Origin of the sequence: Streptomyces sp. NBC_00433, assembly GCA_036015235.1 — a bacterium.
Taxonomy (GTDB): Bacteria; Actinomycetota; Actinomycetes; order Streptomycetales; family Streptomycetaceae; genus Actinacidiphila.
On sequence record CP107926.1, the window covers coordinates 1,763,977 to 1,780,005 of the forward strand.

Consider the following 16,029-nt stretch of genomic DNA (forward strand, 5'->3'; position numbering starts at 1 on the left):
GAGACGGCAGAGCGCTCGGGTAGCGGTCCGGCGGGCAGCGCATAGCATAGAAGTGTTCGCGACTGTGAGCGGAGGGCCAGCGATGTGACCCAGCGCATATCCCTGAAGCTTTTCAGTATTTCCTTCGGTCTTCCGACTGCTGTCGGCCTTTCCTGATACTGGCAGCTGTCACCGCGCTCATCGCAGGGATTGCCGTAGGAACCGTCATCGCCGTCGCACGCCGAAAACTGCTTCCGCGACCCATGAAGGCTGCGTGAGCGATTCTGCTCTGGACACCATCGCAGGAGAGGCACCATGACTGATGCGCCCACGCAACTCACGGCACCCAACCAGGTGATCGGCGGGCGGTCCGGCATCGATTTCGCGTACCGCCGATTCGGCAACGCCGAAACTGCCGCACTTCCCCTGATTTTCTTCCAGCACTTCCGCGGCAACATCGACAACTGGGACCCGCTCCTGGTCGACACCATCGCTCAAGAACGCGAGGTGATCCTCGTAGACAATGCGGGAGTCGGCAATTCATCAGGACGCGTCCCCAGCACCGTCGAGGCCATGGCCGAAGACGTCACGACCTTCGTAGACGCCCTGAACCTCAAGCGGTACGACGTCTTCGGCTTCTCCCTGGGCGGGTTCGTCGCCCAGCGAGTAGCCCTCATCAGGCCGCACCAGGTGCGAAGGCTCGTGCTGGCCGGCACCGGACCGCAAGGCGGCAAGGACATGCACGTCTACCGCGGCGAACTGCTAGAGGCTGCGATCCGCGACGAGCAGGGTCCCGAAGACGTCATGACGCTCTTCTTCGAACGGACCGAAGGCAGCAAAGAACTCGGCGGCCAGTACATAGCCAGGATCTTTTCGCGCACCGAAGACCGGGACGCGGTTCCCGACCTCGCGGCGCGTGACGCCCAACTGACGGCGATCTTCACCTGGGGGATCGCCGACGAAACGCGCCTGCCCACACTGGCAGGCATCACCCAGCCAACGCTCGTAGCAAACGGCGACAACGACCTCATGGTGCCGACGGAGAACACCCACCTCTTGGCCCGGCATCTTCCGAACGCGAAGCTCTCGATCTACCCAGACACGGGCCACGGCTTCTTGTTCCAGTACCCACGGGAGTTCGCAACCGAGGTGAACCGCTTTCTCGGGACCTGAGCTGACCGACGGATCGAATCCCGAAACGGTGGGCCCGCGCAACGACCCAAGGCCGGCCATTACGTAGCCGACGGTCTCGGGGGTGGCCGGGTCCAGCCAACAGGCGAGGTGGAGCCGGCCCTCCTCGGTCGGCAGGCAGGTGATGTCGCCGACCAGGCGTATGCCGGGTCGGGCCGCGGTGAAGTCGCGGCCGATGAGGTCCGGTGCGGGCCGGGCCTGCTTGTCCGGGCGGGTCAGCGACCGGCGGTGGCGGCGGGTGACTCCGGCGACGCCGCGTTCGCGCATCAGCCGCTCGACCCGCTCGCGGGTTCACGCCGTGGCCCGGCCGCCGCAGCTCGGCACGCACGCGCGGGACGCCGTAGGCGCCCCTGGACGCGAGGTGGACCACCGTGATCTCGTGCGCGAGTGCTTCGTCGGCCGGCGGCGCGCGCGCCAGGTGTCCTCGCCGTCGCTCCAGGCGTAGAAGGAAGAGCGAGGAACACCGGGTACGCGGCAGAGCAGGGTGACCGGGTAGGTGGCCTTCTCCGCCGCGATGAACCGGTAGACCTCGCTCACCGGTCGCTCTCCCGCGCGAGGAAGGCCGTGGCTTTTTTCAGGACCTCGACGGTCTTCTACTGTTCGAGGTCCTGCCGGCGAAGGCGACGCAATTCCTCGTGCTCGGCGCTGGTCAGTTCACCCGGGCCGCCCTCGCCGCGATCGATCCTGTCCTGCTTGACCCAGCTCCGCAGCCCCTCGGGGCTCACTCCCAGGTCTCGGGCCACCTCGGTGACGTTTTGCTGGAGGATCGGGCCGGCGCGACGGCATCACGCTTGGACTCCTCCGAGTACCGCTTGTCCTGCTTGTTGCTCACCTGGCTCTACCTCCTCCGGGGCCACGTCCCAGTCTCCAGGTGTCCACCTCAACGGGGAAGCTTCACCGTCGCGTCAGCCCCCACCGACCGGACGGCCATTCGCCAGGAACGCCTTCACTGGGCGATGCGCCAGTTCCTCGAAACGGAACTGGACACAATAGTGCCCCAGTGGTCCACGACGCACGCCGACATCCCGTGGTCGAACCTCGTTGGCCCGGATCTGTGCATCCTGGACTGGGAGCGATGGGGACTGGCACCGACCGGGTACGACGAGGCGTGCCTGTACATCTCCAGCCTCGCCGTACCCGAGATCGCCGAACAAGTCCATGAAACCTTCAAAGAAGCACTCGACTCCCACGCCGGCCGTTTCTCCCAACTCGTCGTAGCCAGCGAATTCCTTCAAGGGATGCAGCGTGGCAACAATCTGCAGTTGGAGACACCTCTTCGGCGCCAGGTCGACAGCCTTCTTGAACAAGCACGGCGTCAGTGAATGAGTCAATACCCTGACAGGCACAGGCCCGCTCGTTGCCCCTTGCGGCGACTGGGCTTGTGCAGGCCGCTGACTACGCGTCGTCTCGTATGCGAACCACGCGCACGGGCAGACGAAATGCGCCGCTTGATGCGGGCAGCGGGGTGAAGTTGCCACTTGCCACTTGTCCTCCGCGCGAAGGCCCGTCGACGGACTCAACGACCTTCCGCCGCTCGTCTGCTGGCAAGCGCGAAAAAACGTCGGTGATCTGGCGAAGCTCGGCGTCCATCACGCCTCCGCCGCGACTTCAGAGGGCTGTGCAGAGTCTGCCGGGTCTCTGGGCCAGACTGCCCAGCCGTTGTCAGGAGTGACCGCTACGTCCCGCCACCACGGGTCAGACTCGGGACAAGCGGCAGGCTCAAACGGCTGGCCGACGTGAGGGGTCGCGGACTGCTGTCCGGCCCGGTGCGAGGCGAGCATCGTGCGTTCGGCAGGTTCGGCCCACGGGTGGAAGGCGAGGTTGAAAGTGCCCCAGTGGATGGGGAGCAGGACCCCGCCCGGCTGGCCTCCTTGCAGGTCAAGGTGCGCGCGCAAGCCTTCGTCGGGTGTCATGTGAATGTCCGGCCACGAGCCGGGATCGGGCTTGCAGTCGCAGGGCTCGCCCGGCGTACACCCAGTGTGGTTCTTGGGCCAGAACTCGCTGTAGGCGCCGATCTGGATCATCGTGGCGTCGAAGGGGCCGTGCTCGGCGCCGATGTCGGCGAAGCCGGGGAAGTAGCCGGTGTCGCCGCTGTGGAAGATCCGGTGGGTGCCGTCGGTGACCGCCCAGGACGCCCACAGGGTCTGCTGCCGGCCGCGCAGGCCGCGCCCGCAGAAGTGCCGGGCGGGTGTGGCGGTCAGGCGCAGGCCGGCGATCTCGGTGGACTCGTTCCAGTCCAGCTCGTGCACCCGGGCGGGGGACACTCCCCAGTGCTCCAGGTGCGCGCCGACGCCCAGCGGCACGGCGAACACGACGTCGCTCCGTACGAGTTCGACGATGCTCGGCATGTCGAGGTGGTCGTAGTGGTCGTGCGAGATCACCACGACGTCGAGTCCGGTCAGCGAGCCCAGCGGGACCGGCGCCGGGTGCACGCGCCGCGGGCCGCCGAAGGGGAAGGGCGAGCAGCGCTCGCCCCACACCGGGTCGAACAGCACCCGGCGGCCGCCGATCTCGGCCAGCACCGTGGAGTGGCCCATCCAGGTCAGCCGCAGCCCGGACGCGGGCGGCACCGCGATGTCGGCGAGTGTGGTGGGGTGGACGGGAATCGGCCTGGCCGGCTTCCTGGGCACCCGGGCCTCCTTACGGAGGGTCGCGGGCAGTGACTTGAAGAATTCACCACCGGGGCCCATGCGGGCGCCGACGGGGTTCACGAAGGCGCCGTCCGCGTAGTTCGGCGACCGCAGGATACGTTCCAGCCGCGCGCCCGTGGGGTCGGCCCCGAACGCCGCGGGGCGCACTTTCGCGAGGCGGGACGGCTGACGGGCGGCGCCGGTCACGTTTCCTCCAGGTGGTGCATGCTCCGATCGGCGGAATATCCGCCTGTCCCATTATGCGGCCGTACCCGAATCTTCCCGGAGCCCCGCAGATCCCGGCCCCGGACGGCGGGGGACGCGACCCCGAAGGGGCGCGGGGAACCGCGCGACAGGCCACCCACACAGCGCAACTGTCGAGTCCGTGACAGCACCCCGCGGGCAGTGGTGGCGGATCTCGCCACCGTAGAAGCAGACCCGCAGGTCAGAGCTGTGCCGACCGCAGGTCAGATGGCGCAACACACTGGCAACACCACCGGGCCGCACTCGTCGGTATGGTCCGTGCACGGCGGCGACGTCGCCAGGGAGCCGGACGGGACGAGAAGAAGGCGGAGAATCCGATGGCAGCCGACCGCACGCAGGAGCGTCCCGCGGGCGCCGCGCCGCGACGGCTGCGGGCGGATCAGGCACGGCAGTTGGCCGATCTGCTGCGGCAGCAGGTACTCGGGCAGGTGTTCGCCGGCGGTGTGCTGCCGCACGAGGACGCGCTCGGGGCGGAATACGGCGTGTCGCGGAACACCGTGCGGCAGGCGCTCGACCTGCTGCGCGCCGAGTGCCTGGTGGAGCGGGTGCCGGGGCTGGGCACGGTGGCCGTGGGGCAGAAGTATCCGCACGGTCTCGACCGGCTGATGGGGCTGGCGGAGACGCTGCACGGGCACGGGCAGGTCAGCAACGAGGTGCGCGCGCTCGGCCCGGTGCGCGCGCCGGCCGCGGTCGCGTCGCGGCTGCATGTCAGGGAGCACGACGAGGTGCTCTACGTCGAGCGGTTGCGGCGGCTCGACGGCCTTCCGCTGTCGCTCGACCTCACCTACATCCCGATGGACCTCGGTATCGGCCTGCTGACTGCCGATCTGGAGAACAACGACGTCTTCCGGCTGCTCGAACAGGTCGCGGGCCGGCCGCTCGGCACCGCCGAGATCACACTGGAGGCGGTCAGCGCCGACCTGCACTCGGCGACCGTGCTCGAAGCGCCTCGCGGCGCGGCCCTGTTGATGCTGGAACGGCTCACCCACCTGTCCGACGGCCGCCCGGTGGACCTGGAGTTCGTCCGCTTCCGCGGCGACCGGATCACCATGCGCGGACTGCTGCACCGCAGCGCCTGACCACCGGCTGAGCGCCACCACACCCACTTCCTGGAGACAGCCATGCCTGTCGTGCCCCAGCGCGCCGACGTGCCCGTGACCATCGACGAGTCCCTGTGCATCGACGGCTGCACGCTGTGCGTCGACATGTGCCCGCTGGACTCCCTGGCGATCAACCCGGAGAGCGGCAAGGCCTTCATGCACGTCGACGAGTGCTGGTACTGCGGCCCGTGCGCGGCCCGCTGCCCGACCGGTGCGGTCACCGTCAACATGCCCTATCTGCTGCGTTGAGAGGTGCTCGGATGCGCAAGATCCTGGTGGCGGCGGGTGCCGCCGCCCTGCTGCTGCCGCTGGCCGGCTGCGGCTCGGACGCGGGTGGCGGAAGCGGTGGGAAGACCGTGACCGTGCACGTCGGGTATCAGTCCAAGACCATCAACACCGTGACCGCGGGCACCCTGCTGCGCGCGCTCGGCTCTTTCGAGCAGCAGCTCAAGGCGCTCGGGCAGCGTGACGGGACGACGTACAAGGTCGACTGGCAGGACTACGCGACCGGTGCGCCGATCACCGCGCAGATGGTGGCGGGGAAGATCGACGTCGGGTCGATGGGCGACTATCCGCTGCTGATCAACGCGGCCCGCGGGGTGCAGCTGCGGCAGCCCACCGAGCTGGTGTCGGTGACCGGCTACAACCTGCGCGGCGGGCTCAACATGGTGGTGACCGCGCCGGATTCGCAGCTGACCGACCTGGCGGGGCTGCGCGGCGGGAAGGTGTCGACCAGTATCGGTTCCGCGGCCGACGGCACGCTGGTACGGGCGCTGCAGCAGCGCGGCATCGACGCGGACAAGGACCTGCACAAGCTCAACCAGCAGCCCGCGGTGGGGGCTTCGGCGCTCCAGGCGGGCAGCGTGGACGCGCTGTCGCAGTTCGTGGCCTGGCCGGGGCAGTTGGTCTTCGACGGCAAGGCCACAGCGCTCTACGACGGGGCGGCGCTTGATCTGCCGACCTTCCACGGGGTGGCCGTGCGCAAGGCGTTCGCGAAGCAGCGGCCGGCGGTGGTGGACGCCTTCCTGGACGCGCAGATCGAGGCCACCGACTATCTGCACGCCCATCCGCTGGAGGCGGCGCAGAAGGTCGCCACCGCCACCGGGCTGCCGCCCGAGGTGGTCTACCTCTACAACGGTCCGGGCGGCATCGCCACCTTCGACCCGACGCTCAAGAAGCGGCTGCTGGACGCCTTCGCCGAGGATGTGCCGGTGCTGGCCTCGGAGAAGCTCGTCGGGAAGATCGACATCAGCCACTTCGCCGACGACAGCTTCATCCGGCGCGCGGTCGGCGCGGACTACGACCGGCAGGCCGCGTCGGTGGCCAACCCGGCGCCGGTGACGGGGACCGACCCGCTGTGCGGCGGGAAGGTGTCCGACCCGGCGACGGCGAGCGAGGCATGGCCAGCCGGGCAGCAGCGGACGGTGCCCTTCACCACCCCCAGTTGCCTGCTGCGGTATCTGCGGCGGCATCCGGGGGCCGCGGTGCGCGCCGCGTACGTACCCGACGCGCTGACCGGGACACGGTGGTTCGCCGACCGCGCGGTGTGGGCGACCGATCCGGCGGCCGGGGCCGCGGGCCGCTTCCAGCCGTTCACGACGCGGGAGAACGCCGCGAAGTGGCTGGCGGCGCACCCGGGCGCGCACCTGGTGGACTTCGGGCAGGCCGTCGGGGAAGCGTCGTGACCGGCGGGGCGCGGGCCTGGCGCTACCTGCTGCGTACGGCCTCGCTGCTGGCCTTCCTCGGCGCCTGGCAGGCGGTGACGGCGTTGCGGGTCCATCTGTGGGTGCACTTCGAGCAGTTGCCGACGGTGGTGCAGGTCGGCAGGGAGTTCGGGCACCGGCTCGGGACCGGCGCCTACTGGCAGGACCTCGGCGACAGCCTCGGCCGTATCCTCACCGGCTTCGGCCTCGCCGCGGTGCTGGGGGTGGCCTTCGGGGTCGCCATCGGGCGCTCCCGGCTCGCGGAGGACCTGCTCGGGCCGGTCGTCGAACTGCTGCGGCCCATACCCGCGATCGCGCTGGTGCCGGTGGCGATCCTGCTCTTCCCGAGCAACGAGCAGGGCATCGTCTTCATCACCTTCTCGGCCGCCTTCTTCCCGGTCCTGGTCAGCACCCGGCACGCGGTGCGCGCGCTGACCCCGGTGTGGGAGGAGGCCGTGCTGACGATGGGCGGCGGCCGGTGGCGGGTGCTCGCGCAGGTGGTGCTGCCCGGCGCGCTGCCCGGCATCTTCGGCGGCCTGTCGGTCGGTATCGGCGTGGCCTGGATCTGCGTGATCTCCGCGGAGATGATCTCCGGTGAATACGGGGTCGGCTACCGCACATGGCAGGACTACACGGTGGTCGACTACCCGGGTGTGCTGGTCGGCATGGTCACCATCGGGCTGCTGGGCCATCTCACCTCCTCCGCGGTGGAATTCGCGGGCCGCCGGGCCACCCGCTGGCTGCCGCGCACCGAACAGGGCGCGGACCGCGGCGCGATACGCCGCCGGGTCCGCAAGTCCCCCGCGCCGGTGACCGGTTCCGCCATGACGCCGGAAGGCGCGGCCGAGGGCAGGCCGAGGACCGGGCCCGTGTCCGTACCCGACTCCGCAACTCCTGGCAGGTGACCGCGATGACGCTCTCCACCACATCCGCCGCGCCGCATCCGCCCGCCGCGGAGGGCGCCCGGCTCACCCTGCGCGACGCGGTGCTCGGCCGCCGCGGCGCCCCGGTGCTCGCCGGGGTCGGGCTCGACGTGGTGCCCGGCGAGGTGCTGACCGTGGTCGGCGCCTCCGGGTGCGGCAAGTCGACGCTGCTGCGCACCCTCGCCGGGCTGCTGCCGCCGCTGGGCGGCGAGGTGGCCGAGGACGGCCGCGCGCTGACCGGGCCGGGCGGCGGGCGGGCGCTGGTCTTCCAGGAGGACGGGCTGCTGCCCTGGCGCACCGCCCGCGCGAATGTCGAACTCCCGCTGGCCATCGGCAGGATGCCGAGGTCGCAGCGCAGGGCGCGGGCGGTGGAGTGGCTGGGGCGGGTCGGGCTCGCGGGCTGCGAGGACCGGTTGCCGCACCGGCTGTCCGGCGGGCAGCGGCAGCGGGTGCAGCTGGCCAGGGCTCTGGCCGGGCGGCCCAGGGCGCTGCTGATGGACGAGCCTTTCGGGGCGCTGGACGCCCAGACCCGGGCCGGGATGCAGCAGTTGCTCGTCGACGTGCTCCGCTCGACCCGCGCGACGGTCGTCTTCGTCACCCACGACGTGGACGAGGCGCTCTTCCTCGGCGACCGGGTGGCGCTGCTCGGCTCGTCGCCGGCCGTGCCGGTCCGGCTGGTCGCGGTGCCGCGGCCGCGCGACCGGGCCGCGCACGGCACGGCCGCGACCGCCGCAGTACGCCGTGACCTCCTTGAATCGCTGGGCAGTTGACGCCGCCGACCTCCGAAGGGCCTTCGATGGACATCCCCGAGCTGACCGACGCGGAGGAATTCGGCTGCGACGTGCTGGTGATCGGCGGCGGTACGGCCGGGACCATGGCCGCGCTGACCGCCGCGGAGAACGGCGCCGACGTGCTGCTGCTGGAGAAGGCGCACGTACGGCACTCGGGCGCGCTGGCGATGGGCATGGACGGCGTCAACAACGCGGTCGTCCCGGGACGGGCGGAACCCGACGACTACGTCGCGGAGATCACCCGCGCCAACGACGGCGTCGTGAACCAGGCCACCGTCCGGCAGACCGCGACCCGCGGCTTCGCCATGGTGCAGCGGCTGGAGCGCTACGGCGTGAAGTTCGAGAAGGACGAGCACGGGCAGTACGCGGTCCGGCAGGTGCACAGGTCCGGCAGCTACGTGCTGCCGATGCCGGAGGGCAAGGACGTCAAGAAGGTCCTCTACCGGGTGCTGCGGCGGCGCGAGATGCGCGAGCGGATCCGGATCGAGAACCGGGTGATGCCGGTGCGCGTCCTGACCGTCGACGGCCGGGCGGTGGGCGCGGCGGGCTTCAACACCCGCACCGGGCGCTTCGTCACCGTACGGGCGGGCGCGGTGGTCCTGGCCACCGGCGCCGCGGGCCGCCTCGGCCTGCCCGCCAGCGGCTACCTCTACGGGACGTACGAGAACCCCACCAACGCCGGTGACGGGCACGCGATGGCCTACCACGCCGGCGCCGAGCTCAGCGGTATCGAGTGCTTCCAGATCAACCCGCTGATCAAGGACTACAACGGGCCCGCGTGCGCCTATGTCGCGAACCCCTTCGGCGGCTACCAGGTCAACCGGCACGGCGAGCGGTTCGTGGACTCCGACTACTGGTCGGGCCGGATGATGAGCGAATTCGCGGCCGAGGTCGCCTCGGAGCGCGGCCCGGTCTACCTCAAGCTCAGCCACCTGCCGGAGGAGTCGGTGGCGGCCCTGGAGACCATCCTGCACTCCACCGAGCGGCCCACCCGCGGCACCTTCCACGCCGGGCGCGGCCACGACTACCGCACGCACGACGTGGAGATGCACATCTCCGAGATCGGCCTGTGCGGGGGCCACTCGGCGTCCGGGGTGTGGGTGGACGAGCACGCCCGCACCACCGTGCCGGGGCTCTACGCGGCCGGGGACCTGGCCTGCGTGCCGCACAACTACATGATCGGGGCCTTCGTCTACGGCGAGTTGGCGGGCGCCGACGCGGCAGGGCGGCCGCGCTATGAGGGCCCGCTGCCCGCCGGCCAGTTGGCGGCGGCGCACGAGCTGGTCTACCGGCCGCTGCGGCACCCGGAAGGGCCGCCGCAGACGCAGGTCGAGTACAAGCTGCGGCGCTTGGTCAACGACTACGTGGCGCCGCCCAAGAGCGGGGCCAGGCTGTCGCTCGCCGTCGAGTCCTTCGAGCGGATGCGCGACGAGATCGAGGGGATGGGCGGGCACACCCCGCACGAGCTGATGCGGTGCGCGGAGGTGTCCTTCATCCGGGACTGCGCCGAGATGGCGGCGCGGTCGTCGCTGGCCCGCACGGAGAGCCGCTGGGGGCTCTACCACGAGCGGACGGACCACCCCTCGCGGGACGACGCGGGGTGGCTGCACCACCTCAACCTCCGCAAGGGTGAGGGCGGGTCGATGGAATTCCTCACCCGGCCGGTGGCGCCCTACGTGGTGCCCGTCGAGGGCTTCGCGCCGGCCGGCGGCGAGGTGCGGGTCATCGGGGAGGTACGGCCCGAGCAGGTCGCGACGGCGGGTCGGCGGGAGGTCCCGCCGCTCGACCCCGGGGCGGTCGCCCCGCGGCCCGCCGCGTCGGCTTCCGCCCCCTCCCCCGCCTCCGCGGCGGGCGGCTCCCCGCGGATACTCGCGCTGCTCGAACTCGCCGAGCAGGAGCCGGTGCTGGCGGACCTCGCGCCCTATCTCGCCGACGGCGACGCGTCCGTACGGCGTGCCGCCGTCGACGTGCTGACCGAGACGGTCCCCGCCGGCACCGGCCCTGCGCTGGCCGCCGCGCTCGCCGACCCGGACGCCGGTGTGCGGGGCGCCGCGGGCGCCGGGCTGCTGGAACTGGTGGAGGTCCTGCCGCCCACCCCCGAACTGGGCGCCGCCCTGGCCTCGGCGATGAGCCATCCCGACCCTGCCGCCAGGGCCGCCGCCGCGGGCACGCTGCGGGAGCTGCGGCTCGGCGAGGCCGCGCTCTTCGGCGGCGCGCTCGGCGACGCCGAACCGCGGGTGCGGTTGGAGGCGGTGCGCGGGCTCGTCGCGCTGGACGCGGCCGAGGCGCTCGGCGCGGCGGCGGACGACGCTTCGCGCGAGGTGCGGGTGGCGCTCGCCAAGGGGCTGGCGTCGGTGCGGGCCGCCGCCGCGGTCGCCCTGCTCGGGCGGCTGGCGGTGGACCCGGACGCGCTCGTGCGGGCCGCGGCGCTGGAGTCCGCCGGGGCCGTCGGCTGCCCGCCGCCGCTCGACGCGGTCGCCGTCACCGCGAGCGGCGACGCGTCGTGGCGGGTGCGGAAGGGGGCGGCTCTCGCGCTCGCCCCGGCGGGCCGGGAGATCGCTCTCCCGGTCCTGCTGCCGGCCGCGGCCGACCCGCACGCCGATGTGCGGCGGGCCGCCGTCGCCGCGCTCGGCCGGCATGTCGTCCTGCCGGCCGTCCGCGCGATTCTCGCTGACGCGGCCGGCGCTGACCCCGACCCCGACGTCCGCGCCTTCGCCCGCCGGGCGCTCGCCCCCTGAAGCTCCCCTGCGGGGTGCTGCCGCCGACTCCACGGTGCCGCTGGATGGCCGGCTTGTCGCGCAGTTCCCCGCGCCCCCAGGTGACTGCCACTTGCCGTGGCGTCGCTTGCCTGCAGCCGCGTCGTGGTTGCGCGCGCAGTTCCCCGCGCCCCCAGGTGACTGCCACTTGCCGTGGCGTCGCTTGCCTGCGGCCCGGTGGGGGCTTGTCGCGCAGTTCCCGCGCCCCTGGGTGGTTGCCACTTGCGGTGGCGTTCGCATCTTTCCCGCCTCTTTGGCGGGGCGCTCCGTTCTCCCCCAGAGCTTCGCCTGGGGGTACCCCCACCCGCCCCTGAAAACGCTCACCCTCCAGCGCAGAGCCCAGCCCCTACCAGGGGCGACCGCCTGGTCGGCAGAGGACGCAGGACCCAAAGGGGCGCGGGGAACTGCGCGACCAGCCACGACGGCGTCGCAGACAAGCGACGCACCGCAAGGGGCAGCACCTCAGGGGCGCGGGGAACTGCGCGACCGGCCACCCACCCAGCGGCACTGTGAACGCAACAGAACGTGGCACCCGCCCCGGGGCACGGGAAGCGGGCCGCCGCTGGGGACGCGGCAGCGCAGGGCGCGGGGAAGGCGGGCGCCCGCCCGGAGGGTGCCGGGCGGGCGCGGTGGGGGAAAGGCGCGGCGTCAGCCGCTTTTGCGGCGGAACTCGCGAGCCCCGCCTGCGCGCCCGTGGGCGCCGTGGATCTTGGACTGGTCGGGGCCGGTCCCGGTGCCCCCAGCCCCGCGGCGAGCCCCCTGCTTGCGTTCGAGCGCTTCGCGGAACTTCCGCTTCACCTCGTCCTCGTCCGTGTCCGCGGCGGGAGCCGCGACCTCGGGTTCGTCGGTGGAAGGTTCGGCGGCCGCGGGGGCCGCAGCGGGCTGCTGCTGTTGGTCGGTCATGCCACCTAGAGTCGCATGCCGCGGGCCCACCTCCCACCCGATATCGCCGACGCGGGCCGCGCGTGTACGGTTCCGGTCAGGCTGTCGGAGGAGGATCGGACCCATGACCTGGCTGTTGTACGGCGCCACCGGCTACACCGGCCGGCTGATCGCGCGCCGCGCCGTCGCCCTCGGGATGCGTCCCGTCCTGGCGGGCCGGAGCGCCGCGAAGGTGGTGCCGTTGGCGGCCGAACTCGGCCTGGAGCACCGGGTGTTCGGCTTGCAGGAGGCCGCCGCTGTACGCCGCGCGCTGGACGGTGTGGAGAGCGTCGCGCACTGCGCGGGGCCTTTCACCCGGACCGCCTTGCCGATGGCGGCGGCCTGCGTGGAGACCGGCACCGGGTATCTGGACATCACCGGAGAGATCGATGTCTTCGAGTCGCTGTTCGCGCTGGGCGGCCGGGCGGCGGCGGCCGGGGTGACCTTGCTGCCGGGCGCGGGCTTCGACGTCGTGCCGACCGACTGCCTGGCCGCGCTGCTGGCGGCCCGGCTGCCGGACGCGACGCAGCTGGACCTGGCCTTCGTCACCCGCGGCGGGGCGAGCCCCGGCACGGTGCGTACCGCGGTGGAGAGCGCGGGGGACGGCGGGCGGATCAGGTCCGGCGGGGAGATCCGTACCGTGCCGTTCGGGTCGCGGCAGGTGCGGGCGGCCTTCCCCTCGGGGGCGCGGACGGTGGTGTCGGTGCCGTGGGGCGATGTCAGCACGGCCTACCACTCGACGGGCATTCCGGACATCACGACGTACACGGCGGTGCCGGCGCCCGCGCTGGCCGCGACCCGGGTGCTGCGGCTGGGTCCGCTGCGCGGGGTGGTCGGCGGGGCGGTGGGGCGGCTGGTGCGGGGGCCGGGCGAGCGGGCGCTGAACGGTTCGGGTCCGGGCTGCGAGGTGTGGGGCCGGGCCAGGGACGCGGCGGGGAACACGGTGTCGGCGACGCTCACCGGGCCCAACCCGTACAAGCTGACGGTGGACGCGGTGCTGCGGATCGTCGAGCTGCTGCCGGAGCTGCCGGCGGGCTTCCAGACGCCGTCGCGCGCGCTGGGCGCCGACTTCGCGTCCACGCTGGACGGTGTGACGGTCACCATGGCGGCGCTGCGCTGACGGTACAGGGCACCGGTGACGCAAAAGCGCCGGTGTGGCCGGACGGCGGCCGAGCGGCCCGAGACAGCCGCTGCGGCCGCCGTCCTTCCCTTCCCCGGTGTTAGTTGGTCTGTGGTTTGCGGCCGACGCCGCCGTAGACGCCGATCTTCCGCAGCAGCTCCGGCTCGGGCTCCGGTCCGTCCGGGTGCCACAGCGGCACCTGGACCAGGCCGGGGTCGAGCAGGTCGAAGCCGTCGAAGAAGGCCAGGACGTCGTCGTACGACCGCAGGCTGAGGTTCGCGGTGGCCTTGCGGTAGACCGAGACGGCCTCCCCGACGGTGTCGGGGTGGAAGTCGGCCGTGCCGTGCGAGAGCACCAGGTGGCTGCCGGCGGGCAGCGCGTCCCTCAGCAGGGCGATGGTGCCGGCCGGGTCCTCGTCGTCGCTGACGAAGTGCAGGACGGAGACGAGCATGACCGCGACCGGCTGGCTGAAGTCGATCAGGCCGCTGACGGCCGGGTGTTCGAGGATGCTCCGCGGGTTGCGCATGTCGGCGAGCCCGAAGGCGGTGTTGCGGGCCCTGAGCAGCCGGGCCCCCGCGTGGGCGGCGACGATCGGATCGTTGTCGACGTACGCGATCCGGGCGTCGGGGGCCACGGACTGGGCTGTCTCATGGGTGTTCGGCGACGTGGGGATTCCGGTGCCGATGTCGATGAACTGCCGGACACCGGTCTTGGCCAGGTGCCTGACCGCACGCCGCAGGAACTCGCGGTTGGCGACCGCGCTGTCCACGACCTCGGGCGAGGCATCGATGATCTGCTGGGCCGCCTCGCGGTCGACCCAGTAGTTGTCCCTGCCGCCGAGGTAGTAGTCGTACATGCGGGCCGGGTGCGGCCTGCTGGTGTCGATCCCCCCAGCGAGGAATCCCTGTTCGGTCAACTCCGTCCTCCGGCTCCTTCGATGCGGTGCGGGTACGGGTACGGGCATGGGTGTGTTCCGGTGGGTGACAGCGGGGGTCAGGGCTTCACGCCGATACCGCCGTAGGTGCCGACGTGGCTCAGCTCCTCCGCGGTCGGCAGCGCCCCGTCCGGGCGCCACAGCGGGATCTGGACCAGGCCGGGGTCGACCAGGTCGAAGCCGTCGAAGAACGGCAGGACCTGCTCGTACGGCCTGGTGGTGACGGTCGCGGTCGCCTCGCGGTCCTTGTAGACGTCCTTGGCCTCCTCCACGCCCGTCTCCGGGGAGTGGAAGTCGCTGGTGGCGTGGCTGATGACCATCATGCTGCCGGCGGGCAGCACGTCGCGGTACGCGGCGACCAGCGCCGCCGGGTCCTCGTCGTCGCGGACGAAGTGCAGGACGGCCACCAGCATCAGGCCGATCGGCTGGTCGAAGTCGATCAGCTTGCCGATGGTCGGGTGCCCGAGGACGGTCTCGGGTTCGCGCAGGTCGGCGAGGAAGAAGCCGGTGTTGCCCGCGCCCAGCAGATGCGCCCCGGCGTGCGTCGCCACGATCGGGTCGTTGTCGATGTAGGCGACCCGGACGTCGGACGACACCTCGTGGGCGACCTGGTGGGTGTTGGGCGCGGTGGGGATGCCGGTGCCGATGTCGATGATCTGCCGGATACCGCTCTCCGCCAGGTGCCGCACCGACCGGTGCATGAAGCGCCGGTTGGCCCGGGTGGTCGGCACGATGTCCGGGAAGATGTCGACCACCCGCTGGGCGGCCTCCCTGTCGACCTCGTAGTTGTCCCTGCCGCCGAGGAAGAAGTCGTACATACGGGCCGGGTGCGGCCTGCTGGTGTCGATCTCCTTGACGGAGAAGCCCTGCTGGGTCATGCCGTCCTCCCGTTCTTGACGCCGACGCCGCCGTAGAAGCCGACATGTGCGAGTTCCTGCTCGGACGGGACAGGGCCGTCGGGGCGCCACAGCGGCGGTTGGACCAGGCCGGGGTGGACCAGGTCGAATCCGTCGAAGAAGCGCAGCACCTCTTCGTGGGACCGCAGGGTCAAGGTGGCGGTGGCCCGCTTGTCCCGGTAGACGTCCCGGGCCTCGCCCGCGTCGCCGTCCAGCTGGTGGAAGTCGCCGGTGGTGTGGCTGAGGATCAGGTAGCTGCCGTCGGGCAGCGCGTCCCGGTAGGCGGCGACCAGGCCCATCGGGTCCTCGTCGTCCGTGACGAAGTGCAGGATGGCCATCAGCATCAGGCCGACCGGCTGGTCGAAGTCGATCAGCTCGCTGATGGTCGGGTGCCGCAGGATGCTCTCCGGGTCGCGCAGGTCACCGAGGAAGAAGCCGGTGTTCCCGGCGTTCAGCAGGTGCGCCCCGGCGTACGTCGCCACGATCGGGTCGTTGTCCACGTAGGCGACCCGGACGTCGGACGACACCTTCTGCGCGACCTGGTGGGTGTTGGGGGCGGTGGGGATGCCGGTGCCGATGTCGATGATCTGCCGGATACCGCTCTCCGCGACGAACTGCACGGCCCGGTGCATGAAGCGGCGGTTGCCCCGCGCCATGGGCACGATGTCCGGGAAGAGGTCGATCACCTTCTGGGCGGCGTCGCGGTCCACTTCGTAGTTGTCTCTGCCGCCCAGGTAGAAGTCGTACATACGGGCCGGGTGCGGCCTACTGGTGTCTATCTTCCCCGCGGGGAATCCCTGCTCGGTCACGGCCGTCCTCCG

At 71.7% G+C, this 16,029-nt stretch carries 15 protein-coding genes; 9 read left to right on the plus strand and 6 right to left on the minus strand.

What is annotated here, in order from left to right; genetic code table 11:
• Nucleotides 1-294: 294 nt before the first annotated feature.
• Nucleotides 295-1,152, plus strand: coding sequence for an alpha/beta hydrolase (locus OG900_07045; protein ID WUH89891.1), 858 nt, complete (start codon nt 295-297; stop codon nt 1,150-1,152).
• A gap of 611 nt (nt 1,153-1,763) precedes the next feature.
• Here OG900_07045 and OG900_07050 read toward each other — a convergent pair.
• A complete protein-coding gene (locus OG900_07050; GenBank protein ID WUH95642.1) occupies nt 1,764-1,937 on the minus strand; it encodes a transposase in 174 nt (57 codons plus the stop codon).
• 189 nt (nt 1,938-2,126) lie between these two features.
• On the opposite strand from OG900_07050, the gene OG900_07055 reads away from it, so the two are divergent.
• Nucleotides 2,127-2,492 carry a hypothetical protein gene (locus tag OG900_07055; GenBank protein WUH89892.1) on the plus strand — a complete coding sequence of 122 codons (366 nt, stop codon included), beginning with the start codon at nt 2,127-2,129 and terminating at the stop codon, nt 2,490-2,492.
• Nucleotides 2,493-2,759: 267 nt separating this feature from the next.
• Here OG900_07055 and OG900_07060 read toward each other — a convergent pair whose 3' ends face one another.
• Complete coding sequence (locus tag OG900_07060; protein WUH89893.1) at nt 2,760-4,007, minus strand: MBL fold metallo-hydrolase; 1,248 nt, start codon at nt 4,005-4,007, stop codon at nt 2,760-2,762.
• A 374-nt stretch (nt 4,008-4,381) separates the two neighbouring features.
• On the opposite strand from OG900_07060, the gene OG900_07065 reads away from it, so the two are divergent.
• Genes OG900_07065 through OG900_07090 form a run of 6 tightly spaced genes read left to right on the plus strand, consistent with a single transcriptional unit; the run spans nt 4,382 to nt 11,319 of the window.
• Nucleotides 4,382-5,143 (plus strand): GntR family transcriptional regulator, encoded by a 762-nt coding sequence (locus OG900_07065; GenBank protein WUH89894.1) that lies wholly within the window; start codon nt 4,382-4,384, stop codon nt 5,141-5,143.
• 42 nt (nt 5,144-5,185) lie between these two features.
• Entirely contained in the window at nt 5,186-5,413 is a 228-nt protein-coding gene (locus OG900_07070; protein ID WUH89895.1) for a ferredoxin family protein, read from the plus strand.
• Nucleotides 5,414-5,424: 11 nt separating this feature from the next.
• A complete protein-coding gene (locus tag OG900_07075) occupies nt 5,425-6,849 on the plus strand; it encodes an ABC transporter substrate-binding protein (protein WUH89896.1) in 1,425 nt (474 codons plus the stop codon).
• Nucleotides 6,846-7,772 carry an ABC transporter permease gene (locus OG900_07080; GenBank protein WUH89897.1) on the plus strand — a complete coding sequence of 309 codons (927 nt, stop codon included), beginning with the start codon at nt 6,846-6,848 and terminating at the stop codon, nt 7,770-7,772. Before OG900_07075 ends, OG900_07080 begins: the two co-directional genes overlap by 4 nt.
• A 5-nt stretch (nt 7,773-7,777) precedes the next feature.
• Nucleotides 7,778-8,560 (plus strand): ABC transporter ATP-binding protein, encoded by a 783-nt coding sequence (locus OG900_07085; protein ID WUH89898.1) that lies wholly within the window; start codon nt 7,778-7,780, stop codon nt 8,558-8,560.
• Nucleotides 8,561-8,586: 26 nt separating this feature from the next.
• Nucleotides 8,587-11,319, plus strand: coding sequence for a fumarate reductase/succinate dehydrogenase flavoprotein subunit (locus OG900_07090; GenBank protein ID WUH89899.1), 2,733 nt, complete (start codon nt 8,587-8,589; stop codon nt 11,317-11,319).
• 666 nt (nt 11,320-11,985) lie between these two features.
• On the opposite strand, the gene OG900_07095 is transcribed toward OG900_07090, so the two are convergent.
• A complete protein-coding gene (locus tag OG900_07095; protein WUH89900.1) occupies nt 11,986-12,240 on the minus strand; it encodes a DUF5302 domain-containing protein in 255 nt (84 codons plus the stop codon).
• A 103-nt stretch (nt 12,241-12,343) separates the two neighbouring features.
• Between OG900_07095 and OG900_07100 the strand changes: the two genes are divergently transcribed.
• Nucleotides 12,344-13,378, plus strand: a complete 1,035-nt coding sequence (locus OG900_07100; GenBank protein ID WUH89901.1) for a saccharopine dehydrogenase NADP-binding domain-containing protein — start codon at nt 12,344-12,346, stop codon at nt 13,376-13,378.
• Nucleotides 13,379-13,478: 100 nt separating this feature from the next.
• Here the strand turns inward: OG900_07100 and OG900_07105 are convergent, their stop codons facing one another.
• The 3 genes from OG900_07105 to OG900_07115 form a co-directional block, all read right to left on the minus strand.
• Nucleotides 13,479-14,294 carry an SAM-dependent methyltransferase gene (locus tag OG900_07105; GenBank protein WUH89902.1) on the minus strand — a complete coding sequence of 272 codons (816 nt, stop codon included), beginning with the start codon at nt 14,292-14,294 and terminating at the stop codon, nt 13,479-13,481.
• A gap of 77 nt (nt 14,295-14,371) precedes the next feature.
• Nucleotides 14,372-15,190 carry an SAM-dependent methyltransferase gene (locus OG900_07110; GenBank protein WUH89903.1) on the minus strand — a complete coding sequence of 273 codons (819 nt, stop codon included), beginning with the start codon at nt 15,188-15,190 and terminating at the stop codon, nt 14,372-14,374.
• On the minus strand, nt 15,187-16,017 hold the full coding sequence (locus OG900_07115; protein ID WUH89904.1) for an SAM-dependent methyltransferase: 831 nt from the start codon (nt 16,015-16,017) through the stop codon (nt 15,187-15,189). Before OG900_07115 ends, OG900_07110 begins: the two co-directional genes overlap by 4 nt.
• Nucleotides 16,018-16,029: the final 12 nt, after the last annotated feature.

What these genes read in the sequence shown, in the direction of transcription:
- OG900_07045 (WUH89891.1), top strand. Translation starts at nt 295, where the DNA reads ATGACTGATGCGCCCACGCAACTCACGGCACCCAACCAGGTGATCGGC.
- OG900_07070 (WUH89895.1), top strand. Translation starts at nt 5,186, where the DNA reads ATGCCTGTCGTGCCCCAGCGCGCCGACGTGCCCGTGACCATCGACGAG.
- OG900_07085 (WUH89898.1), top strand. Translation starts at nt 7,778, where the DNA reads ATGACGCTCTCCACCACATCCGCCGCGCCGCATCCGCCCGCCGCGGAG.
- OG900_07090 (WUH89899.1), top strand. Translation starts at nt 8,587, where the DNA reads ATGGACATCCCCGAGCTGACCGACGCGGAGGAATTCGGCTGCGACGTG.
- OG900_07095 (WUH89900.1), bottom strand. Translation starts at nt 12,240, where the DNA reads ATGACCGACCAACAGCAGCAGCCCGCTGCGGCCCCCGCGGCCGCCGAA.
- OG900_07055 (WUH89892.1), top strand. Translation starts at nt 2,127, where the DNA reads ATGCGCCAGTTCCTCGAAACGGAACTGGACACAATAGTGCCCCAGTGG.
- OG900_07110 (WUH89903.1), bottom strand. Translation starts at nt 15,190, where the DNA reads ATGACCCAGCAGGGCTTCTCCGTCAAGGAGATCGACACCAGCAGGCCG.
- OG900_07065 (WUH89894.1), top strand. Translation starts at nt 4,382, where the DNA reads ATGGCAGCCGACCGCACGCAGGAGCGTCCCGCGGGCGCCGCGCCGCGA.
- OG900_07075 (WUH89896.1), top strand. Translation starts at nt 5,425, where the DNA reads ATGCGCAAGATCCTGGTGGCGGCGGGTGCCGCCGCCCTGCTGCTGCCG.
- OG900_07100 (WUH89901.1), top strand. Translation starts at nt 12,344, where the DNA reads ATGACCTGGCTGTTGTACGGCGCCACCGGCTACACCGGCCGGCTGATC.